This window comes from Pseudomonas rhizophila (genome assembly GCF_003033885.1).
Lineage (GTDB): Bacteria > Pseudomonadota > Gammaproteobacteria > Pseudomonadales > Pseudomonadaceae > Aquipseudomonas > Aquipseudomonas rhizophila.
On the sequence record NZ_CP024081.1, the window covers coordinates 4,809,496 to 4,822,201 of the forward strand.

Annotated in this window: 14 protein-coding genes; 3 read left to right on the plus strand and 11 right to left on the minus strand. The window is 60.4% G+C overall.

Annotation, left to right across the window (positions count from 1 at the left end):
* Positions 1-18: 18 nt before the first annotated feature.
* The 7 genes from rbsD to CRX69_RS22330 form a co-directional block, all read right to left on the minus strand.
* Positions 19-423: a D-ribose pyranase gene (gene rbsD, locus CRX69_RS22300; RefSeq protein ID WP_092399306.1), complete on the minus strand. Its 405-nt coding sequence runs from the start codon at positions 421-423 to the stop codon at positions 19-21.
* A complete protein-coding gene (rbsK, locus tag CRX69_RS22305; RefSeq protein ID WP_107322880.1) occupies positions 420-1,334 on the minus strand; it encodes a ribokinase in 915 nt (304 codons plus the stop codon). The genes rbsD and rbsK overlap by 4 nt, the downstream gene beginning before the upstream one ends.
* Before the next feature lie 23 nt (positions 1,335-1,357).
* Positions 1,358-2,377 (minus strand): LacI family DNA-binding transcriptional regulator, encoded by a 1,020-nt coding sequence (locus CRX69_RS22310; protein ID WP_076385530.1) that lies wholly within the window; start codon positions 2,375-2,377, stop codon positions 1,358-1,360.
* A 3-nt stretch (positions 2,378-2,380) separates the two neighbouring features.
* A complete protein-coding gene (locus CRX69_RS22315) occupies positions 2,381-3,358 on the minus strand; it encodes an ABC transporter permease (protein ID WP_076385532.1) in 978 nt (325 codons plus the stop codon).
* Complete coding sequence (locus CRX69_RS22320; protein WP_107322881.1) at positions 3,355-4,908, minus strand: sugar ABC transporter ATP-binding protein; 1,554 nt, start codon at positions 4,906-4,908, stop codon at positions 3,355-3,357. Before CRX69_RS22320 ends, CRX69_RS22315 begins: the two co-directional genes overlap by 4 nt.
* A gap of 58 nt (positions 4,909-4,966) precedes the next feature.
* Positions 4,967-5,923: a sugar ABC transporter substrate-binding protein gene (locus CRX69_RS22325; RefSeq protein ID WP_047229320.1), complete on the minus strand. Its 957-nt coding sequence runs from the start codon at positions 5,921-5,923 to the stop codon at positions 4,967-4,969.
* Between the two features lie 168 nt (positions 5,924-6,091).
* Complete coding sequence (locus tag CRX69_RS22330) at positions 6,092-6,538, minus strand: hypothetical protein (protein ID WP_107322882.1); 447 nt, start codon at positions 6,536-6,538, stop codon at positions 6,092-6,094.
* Between the two features lie 133 nt (positions 6,539-6,671).
* Between CRX69_RS22330 and CRX69_RS22335 the strand changes: the two genes are divergently transcribed.
* Both CRX69_RS22335 and CRX69_RS22340 read left to right on the plus strand, forming a co-directional pair.
* Positions 6,672-6,971 carry a DUF1654 domain-containing protein gene (locus tag CRX69_RS22335; protein WP_076385536.1) on the plus strand — a complete coding sequence of 100 codons (300 nt, stop codon included), beginning with the start codon at positions 6,672-6,674 and terminating at the stop codon, positions 6,969-6,971.
* A 5-nt stretch (positions 6,972-6,976) separates the two neighbouring features.
* Positions 6,977-7,666 carry an endonuclease gene (locus CRX69_RS22340; RefSeq protein WP_047229317.1) on the plus strand — a complete coding sequence of 230 codons (690 nt, stop codon included), beginning with the start codon at positions 6,977-6,979 and terminating at the stop codon, positions 7,664-7,666.
* Positions 7,667-7,823: 157 nt separating this feature from the next.
* Here the strand turns inward: CRX69_RS22340 and CRX69_RS22345 are convergent, their stop codons facing one another.
* Entirely contained in the window at positions 7,824-8,189 is a 366-nt protein-coding gene (locus CRX69_RS22345) for an SPOR domain-containing protein (RefSeq protein ID WP_047229316.1), read from the minus strand.
* Positions 8,190-8,437: 248 nt separating this feature from the next.
* Between CRX69_RS22345 and csrA the strand changes: the two genes are divergently transcribed.
* Complete coding sequence (csrA, locus tag CRX69_RS22350) at positions 8,438-8,632, plus strand: carbon storage regulator CsrA (protein WP_003179932.1); 195 nt, start codon at positions 8,438-8,440, stop codon at positions 8,630-8,632.
* A 202-nt stretch (positions 8,633-8,834) separates the two neighbouring features.
* Here csrA and CRX69_RS22355 read toward each other — a convergent pair whose 3' ends face one another.
* The 3 genes from CRX69_RS22355 to CRX69_RS22365 form a co-directional block, all read right to left on the minus strand.
* Positions 8,835-9,290 carry a DUF2214 family protein gene (locus tag CRX69_RS22355; RefSeq protein ID WP_076385538.1) on the minus strand — a complete coding sequence of 152 codons (456 nt, stop codon included), beginning with the start codon at positions 9,288-9,290 and terminating at the stop codon, positions 8,835-8,837.
* Positions 9,291-9,483: 193 nt separating this feature from the next.
* Positions 9,484-10,866, minus strand: a complete 1,383-nt coding sequence (gene cysS / locus CRX69_RS22360) for a cysteine--tRNA ligase (protein ID WP_047229314.1) — start codon at positions 10,864-10,866, stop codon at positions 9,484-9,486.
* Positions 10,867-10,887: 21 nt separating this feature from the next.
* Complete coding sequence (locus CRX69_RS22365) at positions 10,888-12,585, minus strand: glutamine--tRNA ligase/YqeY domain fusion protein (RefSeq protein WP_076385540.1); 1,698 nt, start codon at positions 12,583-12,585, stop codon at positions 10,888-10,890.
* Positions 12,586-12,706 lie beyond the last annotated feature (121 nt).

The window sequence follows — 12,706 nt, forward strand, 5'->3', positions numbered from 1 at the left end:
TGTGCAGGGTTGAGAAGGTTAGAACGTTACTCCGGCAATCAACACGATGTTGCAATACGGGGAGCATTCTCCCGTGCGAATAATCGCCCGAGCTTGCCTGCTGACCGCCTTGAATTGTTCATGGCTGACCAGCTCCCGCGCCCCCAGCGCGCCATCGGCATGCAGTGCCTCCAGTGTCGCCAGGGCCGCAGGTTGTTTATCGAAAATCTCTTCAGCGAGTACGTGGCTTTCCACCTGCATTTCGCTGAGCAGCACTTTCAGGGTGCTGACAAAATCCGGGATGCCGTGGGTCAGGGCCAGGTCGATCAACTCGACCTGTGGGGGCACCGGCAAACCCGCATCACCGATGACCACCTTGTCGCCGTGGCCAAGGGAAGCGATCAGTCGCGACAGCGCGATATTCAACAACGGCGTCTTTTTCATGATTTGAAAGCCTGTACTTCCAGCAAGGTGGGAATGGAGGGCTGTGCCCCCGCACGGGTGACCGACAACGCGGCAGCGACCTGACCAAAACGAATCGCCTCGACCTCGCTTTTGCCGTCAGCCAAGGCTGCGGCGAAGCCGCCGACAAAGGTGTCTCCGGCCGCCGTGGTGTCAACCGCCTTGACCAACGGCGCCGGGAAGTGCTGGAAACTCGCGCCGTTGGCGAACATCAGACCCTGGGCGCCCAGGGTCACGATCACCTTGCCGGCACCAGCGGCGAGCAATTGCGTCGCGGCCGCTTCGGCGGTTTCCAGAGAGTCCACCGCCAGCCCGCTCAGCACGGCGGCTTCGCTCTCATTGGGAATCAGATAGTCGATACAGGCGTACCAGTCGGCCGGCAAGGGCCGGGAGGCCGGCGCCGGGTTCAGGATGACGGTCTTGCCCAGTTCCCGGCCGCGCTTGAGTGCATGCCCGACGGTCGCGTCCGGCACCTCAAGCTGGCAGATAATGACGTCGGCGCTGCGCAGCACCTCATCGAACTGGTCCAGGACATCAGGGGTAAGCACGCCGTTGGCCCCGGCGACGATCACGATCGCATTCTGGCTGTTGTCGTCGACAACGATCAGCGCTACGCCGCTGGAGCCGGCCACGACACTGACCGACTGGCAATCGATGCCCTCGGCCAGCAGCGCCCCGCGCAATTGCTGGCCATAGGCATCACTGCCCACGCAACCGACCATGGACACCTTCGCCCCCAGGCGCGCCGCGGCCACGGCCTGATTGGCGCCCTTCCCGCCCGGGATGGTGCAGAACGATTCACCAATCAGCGTTTCACCGCCCCTGGGAAGACGGGGTGCACGGGTCACCAGGTCCATGTTCAGGCTGCCTACTACCACTACTTTTGCTGGCATACGTCTTCACTCATCAATTCGGTTCAGCGGTATTGGGCGAATGTACCTGACAGCGGTGCAGTCGACTCTCGCAAGACAATGCTGGGTGTCACGATGCGCTGATCGGTGGCCAGCCCCGGCGTTGCGATCCGCCGCAACAGCACTTCAGCGGCCATCTCACCGAGCTGCAGGATCGACTGCCCCACCGTGGTCAGCGCCGGATAGACATAACGGCTCATCTGAATGTCATCGAAACCAATGACCGACAGTTCACTGGGCACGCGCACGTTGCGCTCGGCGGCGGCGCGCAGCACACCGATTCCGATCATGTCGTTGGCCGCAAAAATCGCACTGGGCGGCCGTTGTTCGAGCAGCCTGGCCGCCGCCTGATAACCACCGGTGCTGGTGAAATCGCTTTCGAGCATGCGTTCGACGGGCAGCTCGACCCCGGCTTCTTTCAGGGCGCGGCAGTAACCGGCCAGACGCATCTGCGCCACGCTGGTGTCCGCCGGGCCACCGATAAAGGCGATATCACGGTGGCCAAGCTCCAGCAGGTGCCGGGTGGCGAGGTAGGCGCCGTGCTCATGATCGATGCGCACCAGGTCCGCGTCGACACCGTCGAGCCCACGGTCGACGATGACCATGGGCGTACGCACGCTGGTCAGCCCCTGGGCGAGACCGGCATCGCCGCCGGCGGAAGCGACGATCAGACCGTCGATGCGTTTTTCCAGCAGCACCCGCAGATAACTGCGCTGCTTGTCCGGGTTGTCGTCGGAGTTGCACAGGATCACGCAGTAGCCGTTGCGCTCACAGTAATCCTCGATCCCCCGGGCCAGTTCGGCAAAGTAGGGATTGAGGCTGTTGGGCACCAGCAAGCCAATGGTTGCAGTGGTCTTGGCCTTGAGCGAGCGGGCCACCGCGCTGGGCACGTAGTCGAGCTGCTCGATGGCGGCCTCGACCTTGCGCCGCACCTCTTCGCTGACCGGTCGCGTCTTGTTCACTACGTGGGAGACGGTCGTGTAGGAAATTCCCGCGAGCGCCGCCACATCCTTGATCGTCGCCATGGTTCAGGCCCGCCGACTGGCGCGCTGACTGCGGTAAGTATCGAGCACCACCGCAACCACAATCACCGCGCCGGTAATGATGCGCTTGGTCGGTTCGGTGGCGCCAATCTGCGCCAGGCCCGCGGCCAGCACGGAGATGATCAGCACGCCAAAGAAGGTGCTGATGACCGAACCGCGCCCGCCCATCAGGCTCGTGCCGCCGATGACCACAGCAGCGATGACCTGCAGCTCGAGCCCCGAACCAGCGTTCGGGTCGGCCGCTTCCAGACGGGAAATCTGGAACAGCGCGGCCAGACCGGCCAGCAACCCCATCAGGCTGAACACCAGGATCTTGTATGGTTTTGGATTGATACCCGCCAATCGCACGGCTTCTTCATTGGTGCCGATACCGATCAGATAACGGCCAAACACGGTGCGGGTCAGCACAGCCTGGGCGATGAAGATCACCAGCAAGGCAATGATGAATGACGGCGAAATACCGAAGGCGATTGGATTGGATAGCCAAGCGAAGGAATCCCCGATGTAGGCCGTCCGCGAGCCGGTCATCTGGTACGCCAGGCCTCGGGCCATTTCCAGCACGCCGAGGGAAACGATGAACGATGGGATCCGCCACGCCACGGTAATCGAACCGGTAACGGTGCCGGCCAGGGCCGCCACGGCCATTCCCAACAACGCCGCCGGCCCGACGCTCCAGCCCCAGCCCAACACCGCCACGCTCACCGTCGATGCGGCCAGGGCCAGCACCGACCCCACCGATAGATCGATACCGCCGATGATCAGGATGAAGGTCATGCCGACCGCCAGCACCATGAGGTCTGGAATCTGGTTGGCCAGGGTGCTGAAGGTGTCATACGAAAGAAAATGGCTGCTCAGGACCGAGAACAACGCGATCATCGCCAACAAGGCCCCGGCCAGTCCCAGGTAGGTGCCCAGGCCATAGAAGTTGCCACTCGGTTTGCCGACGGCCGATACGGTTTTCATGAGAAGTCCCTAGGCGCTGCTTCGTTGAGCAACGCATCACGTTTCTGGTAGCCGGCGAATGCGGCGGCAAGCAAGTCATCCTGGGTCCAGCTGTCGCGCTCGAAGGTGTCAATCAGGCGGCCGGCGGACAGCACGCCGATCCGGTCACAGATCAGCATCAATTCCCGCAGGTCGCTGGACACCACAATCAACGCCTTGCCCTGGCGCGTCAGCTCACCGAGCAGCGCATAGATGTCGAATTTGGCGCCGACGTCGATGCCTCGGGTCGGCTCGTCGAACAGCAATACCGAGCAATCGCGTTCCAGCCAGCGACCGATCACCACCTTCTGTTGATTGCCGCCCGACAGTTCGGACACCAACTGTGTCGGACTGGAGCTGCGGATTCGCATGGCGTCGATCTGTCGCTGCGCCAACGCGAACTCTTCGCTGCCATTGACGAAGCCGCCGCTGGAGATTTCCGGCATGTTGCCCAGGGCAATGTTGGCGGCGATGGATTGAGTCAGTAGCAGGCCTTCGCCCTTGCGGTCCTCGGTGATCAGCGCGATGCCGTGGGCCACCGCATCGGACGGCGAGCGAATGCTGACGACATTGGCCGGCGAACCCAGCGCCACCGTGCCGCTGTCGGCCGCATCGGCGCCGAAGATCAACCGCAGCAGCTCGGTGCGCCCTGCCCCGATCAACCCGGAAATACCGAATATCTCGCCGCTGCGCACCTCGAAGGACACATCGCGGACCTTGTCCGAACGGCTCAAGCCGTTGACGGTCAACGCCGGCGCGCCGATCTGGCGCGGGCCCAGGTCGATGTGCTCGCCCAGCTCCCGCCCGACCATCAGCGTCACCAACTGCTCGCTGTTGTAGTTGGCCATCGGCTCGACGCAGACCAGGTTGCCGTCGCGCAGTACCGCAATGCGCTGGGCCACCCGAGCCAGTTCTTCGAGGCGATGGGAAATATAAATGATCGACACGCCCCGCGCCTGCAGACGCGTGATCTGCTCGAAGAGCATCTCCACCTCACGAGCGGTCAGCATCGCAGTCGGCTCGTCGAGAATCAGCACATGGCAATCGCCGATCAGGTTGCGGGCGATTTCGACCATCTGTTGGTGACCGATGCCCAACTCACTGACCAGTGTGTCAGGGTCGATCGCATCGAGCCCCACCTGGGCCATGGCCTCGACCGCCGCTTTGCGCAGTTGCTTGCGACTGATCCAGCCGCCACGACTGGGCAGGTTGTGGAGGAACAGGTTTTCGGCCACGGAAAGTGTCGGCAGCAGGTTGAGCTCCTGCATCACCATGCGCACGCCCAGCTCTTCAGCCTGGGTACGACTGCCAGGGCGATAATCCTGCCCCTGGAATTGCATCTGCCCGGTGGTCGGCGTCACCAGCCCGCCGATGATCTTGGACAGGGTGCTCTTGCCGGCGCCATTTTCGCCGGTCAGCGCCAGCACTTCGCCGCGCATCAACGTCAGGTCGATGTCGCTCAGTACCGGTTGGGCATAGGTCTTGCCGATGCCGCTGACCGAAAGGACAGCGTTCGGGTCGCGAACGGACATAAAAAACTCTCCAATACGCTCGCCGGCAAGGGCGAGCGTCGTTGTGTCGCCAGGATAACTACTGGGTCACCAGCTCGACCGGAGTTTCGATAACGCCGTTAGTGCCGCTGTCGACGGCTTCGCCCTTGAGGATCTTCAGGGCCGTCTCGATGCCGAAAACAGCCTGTTTGGCGGCGAACTGGTCGGCAGTCGCCAGGACGCGACCGTCCTTGAGCATAGGCTTGATGGCGTTGATGTTGTCATAACCGACCACTTTTACCTTGCCCGCCTTGCCGGCAGCGCGAATGGCCGATACCGCGCCGACCGCCATGCTGTCGTTACCGGCCAGCAGTGCCTTGATGTTCGGGTATTCGCTGAGCATCGAGGCGGCAACCTGATTGCCCTTGTTGATTTCCCAGTCGCCCGATTGCAGGGAAACGACCTTGATCTGCGCCGCTTCCATTGCATCCTTGAAGCCGGCGGTGCGTGCCTGGGCATTGGTGGTGGTGGACACGCCTTCAATGATACCGACCTCATCACCAGCCTTGAGCTGCTTGGCCAGGTACTCACCCACCAGGCGCGCGCCCTTGCGGTTGTCCGGGCCTACGAACGGCACAGTGATGTTTTTGCTTTTGACCACGTCCGGATCGAGCTGGTTATCGATGTTGATCACGGTGATGCCGGCGTCGACGGCTTTCTTGATCACCGGCACCATGGCCTTGGAGTCGGCTGGTGCGATGATGAGGGCATCGACCTTGGACACGATCATCTGCTCGACAATGCGGATCTGGTTGGCGGTGTCGGTTTCATCCTTGATCCCATTGGAGATCAGGTCGAAATCGGCGGAGTGTTCCTTCTGATAGGCCTTGGCGCCATCTTCCATGGTCAGGAAGAACTCGTTGGCCAGGGATTTCATGACCAGGGCAACCTTGGGTTTTTCCGGGGTCTGGGCAAATGCCGAAGAGAAAGGCAGCGCAGCGGATGCGGCCGCGAGCATGGCGACGGCGAGAAGGCGTCCAGCGAATGGCAACTTCATGGGTTCACTCCGATTTTATGATTATTTTGAGCAAAATCGTTGCACGGGAAGTCGTTCCACAGGCCGTCGCCAAGCATCAACGAAGGCTGCGCAAACGTTTGCGTGAAGGGAACTATGGTAAAGCTTCCGGGTTTTGTCAACGTGCGGATTTCACCGCAAGGCTGGGGATCAGACGGTCGTGTTGACCAGCGCACCCGAACCGGAGCCCTTGGCCAGCTCTGTGATCAGATGGCCAGTGACTTCCAGCAATGCACCGCTGGTGTCGGCAATTTGGCCTTGTATCGCCATGACCGCAGTGGTTTTGGCTTCGGGTGTCGGATAGACCTGCTTCTGCGCAGCAGACAACTGCTGTTGCTGTTCTCTGAGCTGCTGTTGCAGCTCTTGCATGCGTTTGAGCAACACCTGCACGGCAATGCTCTGGGTGCTCCCGCTCTTTTCGGTCTTGCCTTCGGACGCAGGGCTCATGCTCGTACGAACCTGGCCTGGCGCCTGCGTCTGGCCAAGGGTCTCATCGGCTGCCTCGGCGCTCGCTTGGCTCAAGGCCTTGAGCGTGGCCGGGGACTGGCCGCCGATGGTGACGGCAGCTGCATTTGGAAAGCCGACGGAAAACGACATAACAAAACTCCATGGATAAGATTCCTACGAAGGCCATCGACTGCTTGAGCGGCTTCTTTAGCTTAATTTTTCCTACACCAAAACGGAAAAAGCGTTGTCAGAGGATTTTCTTGAATTTTAAGCAGTTGCGTAAATGCCTACGGTTAAATACTGTACGCACGTACAGCTCAATAAGGATAATCCTGTGGCAACGCCGTCCGCTGCAACTACCCCCTTAGATTCCTATACCCGCCTCGGCCTGCGGGTCTCGAAAATCATCAACTCCCCCACCGCACAAAAAGCCAAGGCGGCCCTGATCTTCCGGCTTCCCGAGGAGCCGGTGGATGAGTGGGAGCGCCTGCTGGAAGAAATCGACGAGAACGACAATGTGACCCTCGCCTATCGCGACGATGGCGGTGTGCAGGTGTTCTGGGTTGTGCCGAAGGAAGATTGAGCCTGATGAGTGTTCGTTGTTTTGCTTTATTGCTTGCGATTGTCGCCATGGGCGCGCAGGCCGATGCGCCCCGCACGTTCAGCGAGGCCAAGAAAGTCGCCTGGAAACTCTATGCCCCCCAATCCACCGAGTTCTACTGTGGCTGCAAATACTCAGGCAATCGCGTGAACCTGGCAGCCTGCGGTTATGTGCCGCGCAAAAACGCCAATCGCGCCGCGCGTATCGAGTGGGAGCATATCGTCCCGGCGTGGCAGATCGGGCATCAGCGTCAATGCTGGCAACAAGGCGGGCGGAAGAATTGCACCCGCCACGACCCGGTCTATCAACGGGCCGAGGCCGATCTTCATAACCTGGTGCCCAGCATCGGGGAAGTGAACGGCGACCGCAGCAACTTCAGCTTTGGCTGGCTGCCGGCGCAGACGGGCCAGTACGGCTCATGCCTGACCCAGGTGGATTTCAAGGCCAAGAAAGTCATGCCCCGCCCTTCCATTCGTGGAATGATCGCCCGGACGTATTTCTACATGAGCAAACAATACGGCCTGCGCCTTTCGAAACAGGACCGGCGCCTGTATGAAGCCTGGGACAAGACATACCCGGTACAGAGCTGGGAGCGCCAGCGCAACCAGAGCGTGGCGTGCGTGATGGGGCGTGGCAACGAGTTCGTGGGCCCGGTGAATTTGAAGGCCTGCGGTTGATCTCGCATGGGTAAACAGCGCCAATCAACCGTGGGAGCTTGTTTGCTCGCGATAGGGGCATGCCCGTCAACGTCAACGTTGGCTGAGCCACTGCTATCGCGAGCAGGCTCGCTCCCACAGGTGTTGTGGCTTACCTGACTGTTCTGCTCTGCGGGGTTTATTGAGCGCTTGGGTAATCCACCACCAGCGACTCGATGTTGCGCTTTTTCGCTCGAACCAGGGCGGCGTTCAATTGCTCCTGCTTCGCCTCGGCTTCAGCCTTTGAATTGAAAGGCCCGACCAGAACCCGGTCCTTGCCATTGTCTTTCACCACACTCGATACAAAACTGTGCTCGATGAGCCAGGCGGTCAGGTCGCTGACCGCTTGCGGGATTTCGCCCCGGACCTCGACGCCCCATTGCGGCGCAGCGGCGGCGCTCGGTGCAGTGGTTGCCGCCACCTTTGGCTTCGGTGTGTCGACGTCACGCCCTTCACCGCATCCTGCCAGCGCCAATACCGCGATTACCCAAGCCAATTTGCGCACAACGTTTTACCCCGGAAGACATGGAGCGGGGATTTTAACACTCAAGCCCGTCAATAACGCCGTAAACAGCGCTCAAAACACGAGAAACCTGCACGGCGTCTCTGTATAGTCGCACCCTGGGAATTAATGCTGCGTCTGCGCGTCAGAAAGAGGCACCCACATTGTGACACTTGGCACTAATCTATAAGCAGTACCGACATCTGCACTGCCTGAATCAGGTGCCCTATAAAGCAATCAAGGAGAACACCATGCTGATACTCACCCGCAAAGTCGGTGAAAGCATAAACATTGGTGACGACATCACGATCACCATTCTGGGCGTTAGCGGCCAACAAGTCCGTATCGGCATCAACGCTCCGAAAAACGTTGCGGTGCATCGCGAAGAGATTTATCAGCGCATTCAGGCGGGCCTTACCGCCCCTGACAAGCCGCAAACGCCCTGAGCCCTGCAGCAGTCCGTAGCCAGCCCTTCTGCATCGTCGCAAGGCTGGCTAAAGATTCATGCCGACTGTCCCTCATCATCCCCGCTCCATCTCGCCTTTGATTTTTTCGTTCATCCCGTCAAACCGATACTAATGACATGGCTCATAGCATGGCTGTCAGACGTTTCGTTTTAATGGCGATGAAGCAGGTATTCGTGACGGCTCAACCCAGCCCCACGCCGCGAGCCATTCCTGTGGCAGCGACCACCATCAGCACCAGTAACAAAGCTTCAATGTGACTGATCCGCGCAAACCGGCCGGCTTTCGAAGGATCGATCGCACGCCCTTTGCCCAGTGCCATCCGCCATTTGATCAGCGCGATCATCGGCGCGATTTCAAGCAACAGGATCAGCACGAACAACGTCATCTTCAGGTGAAACAGCGGTTGGTGCAGGTAATAGTCCGTGCCTTTTTCAAACCCACCAAAAGCACGCATCCCGCCGGTCACCAGCAGGACCACCGCCGATAGCCCCCATAGGTTGTCCGCCATCAAGACATTTCGAACCGCGTCCGTACCGCCCGCCAGACGTCGCAACGCCGTGCCACGGGTAAGTACCGCCCAGAACCCCAGGGCGAAAGCCAGAAGATGAATTGCCGCAAGAGACCAATGAGCCAACATGGAAGATTCCTGTCAGAGGATGTCGAATCGACCTGACAGTACTAGCTCATAACAGGATGATTGCCAGGATAGGCATACAAAAAACTGTGGGAGCGAGCCTGCTCGCGATGACGGAGTGTCAGACAACATTGTTGTTGGCTGATACACCGCTATCGCGAGCAGGCTCGCTCCCACAGGGGTATTGCGTAAGGACTCAGTCAGCCAAACGCCAGGTCGTCCCGCCCTTGCCGTCTTCCAGCACCACGCCCATGGCGGTGAGCTGGTCGCGGATGCGGTCGGATTCTGCCCAGTCCTTGTTGGCCCGCGCAGTCAGGCGCGCCTGGATCAACGCTTCGACCTCGGCGGCGTCCACGCGACCTTCGGCACCGGCCTGAAGGAAATCATCCGCCTCGAGCTGCAACACACCCAGGACGCCGGCCAGTTCTTTCAGACGCGCCGCCAGACCCGCCGCCGCGTTGAGATCACTCTCCCGCAGACGATTGATCTCGCGCACCATCTCGAACAGCACCGCGCAGGCTTCCGGCGTGCCGAAGTCGTCGTTCATCACTTCAGTGAAGCGCGCGACGAAGGCTTCGCCACCGGCGGCCGGGACCTTCGGCAGGCCCTTCAACGCATGGTAGAACCGCTCCAGGGCGCCCTTGGCGTCCTTGAGGTTGTCTTCCGAATAGTTGATGGCGCTGCGATAGTGACTGGACACCAGCAGGTAACGCACGACTTCGGGGTGGTACTTGTCGAGCACGTCGCGGATGGTGAAGAAGTTGTTCAAGGACTTGGACATCTTCTCGCCGTTGATCCGGATCATGCCGCAATGCATCCACGCATTGGCGTAGGTCTTGCCGGTGGCCGCTTCGCTCTGGGCGATTTCGTTTTCGTGGTGCGGGAATTCCAGGTCGCTGCCGCCGCCATGAATGTCGAAGGTCTCGCCCAGGCAGCAGGTCGACATCACCGAGCATTCGATGTGCCACCCCGGACGCCCGGCGCCCCACGGCGACTCCCAGCTCGGCTCACCCGGCTTGGCGGCTTTCCACAGCACGAAGTCCAGCGGGTCCTGTTTCGACTCGTCGACTTCGATGCGCGCGCCGATGCGCAGGTCTTCGATTTTCTTGCGCGACAGCTTGCCGTAGCCCATGAACTTGGCGACGCGGTAATACACGTCGCCATTGCCCGGTGCGTAGGCATAACCCTTGTCGATCAAGGTCTGGATCATCGCCAGCATGCCTGGGATGTGGTCCGTGGCACGGGGCTCCAGGTCGGGCTTGAGGATATTGAGGCGCGCCTCGTCCTCGTGCATGGCCTTGATCATGCGCTCGGTCAGCGCATCGTAAGGCTCGCCGTTTTCCCGGGCACGGTTGATGATCTTGTCTTCGATGTCGGTGATGTTGCGCACGTAGGTCAGGTCATAACCGCTGAAACGCAACCAGCGGGTCACCAGGTCGAACGCAACCATGCTGCGACCATGGCCGATGTGGCAATAGTCGTACACGGTCATCCCGCAGACGTACATGCGGACCTTGTTACCGTCCAGCGGCTTGAAGACTTCTTTGCTCTTGGTGAGCGTGTTGTAGATCGTAAGCACAGGGTTTCCCTTAAGACTTGATCACTGACCCCAGGAATCGCGCAAGGTCACGGTACGGTTGAACACCGGAGCACCGGGTTTCGAGTCCTTGATATCCGCGCAGAAGTAACCTTCGCGCTCGAACTGGAAACGGTCTTCCGGCTGTGCGTTGCCCAGCGAAGGCTCGGCACGACAACCAGTGAGTACTTGCAGGGAGTCAGGGTTGATGTTGTCCAGGAAGCTGGCGCTGTCCTCGGCCTTTTCAGGGTTCGGCGAACGGAACAGGCGATCGTACAAGCGCACTTCGCACTCGACGCTGGCAGCGGCCGGCACCCAGTGGATCACGCCCTTGACCTTGCGACCTTCCGGGTTCTTGCCCAGGGTCTCGGGATCGTACGAGCAATGCAGTTCGACGATGTTGCCGTCGGCGTCCTTGATCGCTTCGTCGGCGCGGATCACGTAGCTGCCGCGCAGGCGCACTTCACCGGCAGGCTCCAGGCGCTTATAGCCTTTTGGCGGCTCTTCCATGAAGTCTTCACGGTCGATGTAGATTTCCCGGGCGAACGGCAGGACGCGCACGCCCATGTCTTCTTTCGGGTGGCAAGGCAGTTCGAGGTTCTCGACTTTGTCTTGCGGGTAGTTGGTGATCACCACTTTCAACGGACGCAGCACGCACATGGCGCGTGGGGCGCTGTGGTCCAGGTCGTCGCGGATACTGAATTCCAGCATGCCGAAGTCCACCACGCCGTCGGAACGGTTGGTGCCGACCATCTCGCAGAAGTTGCGGATCGATTTTGGCGTGTAGCCACGACGACGGAAGCCCGACAGCGTCGACATGCGCGGGTCATCCCAGCCGTTGACGTGCTTTTCGTCCACCAGTTGCTTGAGCTTGCGCTTGCTGGTGATGGTGTAGTTCAGGTTCAGGCGGCTGAATTCGTACTGGCGCGGCTGAGCCGGCACCGGCAGGTGCTCCAGGAACCACTCGTACAAAGGACGATGGCTTTCGAACTCCAGGGTGCAGATCGAGTGGGTGATGCCTTCGATGGCGTCCGACTGGCCGTGGGTGAAGTCATAGTTGGGGTAGATGCACCATTTGTCGCCAGTCTGGTGGTGATGGGCGTGACGGATGCGGTACATGATCGGGTCGCGCAGGTTCATGTTCGGCGAGGCCATGTCGATCTTCGCACGCAGCACCCGTGCGCCGTCCGGGAACTCGCCGCCGCGCATGCGGGCGAACAGGTCCAGGTTCTCCTCGACGCTGCGATCACGGAACGGGCTGTTCTTGCCCGGCTCGGTCAGGCTGCCACGGTATTCCTTGGCCTGCTCGGGGGTCAGGTCGCACACGTAGGCCTTGCCGGCCTTGATCAGCTCCACCGCCCAGTCGTGCAACTGGTCGAAATACTGCGAGGCATAGCGCACCTCACCGGCCCATTCAAAACCCAGCCATTTAACGTCGCTTTCGATCGCGTCGATGTACTCCTGGTCTTCCTTGGCCGGGTTGGTGTCGTCGAAACGCAAGTGCGTGACGCCGCCAAACTCCTGGGCCAGACCGAAGTTCACGCAAATCGACTTGGCGTGACCGATGTGCAGGTAGCCATTGGGCTCCGGCGGAAAACGGGTGACGATCTGCGTGTGCTTACCCGAATCCAGGTCCGCCTGGATGATCGGGCGCAGGAAATTGACCGGCACGGCCGGGCCGGTCTTGGAATTCGAGGTAGGGTCGACAGTGGGCTTGCTCATAGGATCCTTGAACGTACAAGTGCGCGGCCGGGTGCGGCCTGATAAATCAAAGCCCGTATCATAGCCGATGCTGTCAAGCACCTGACAGGCCAGGTCGGTAAACGATTGAATTTAATCGACG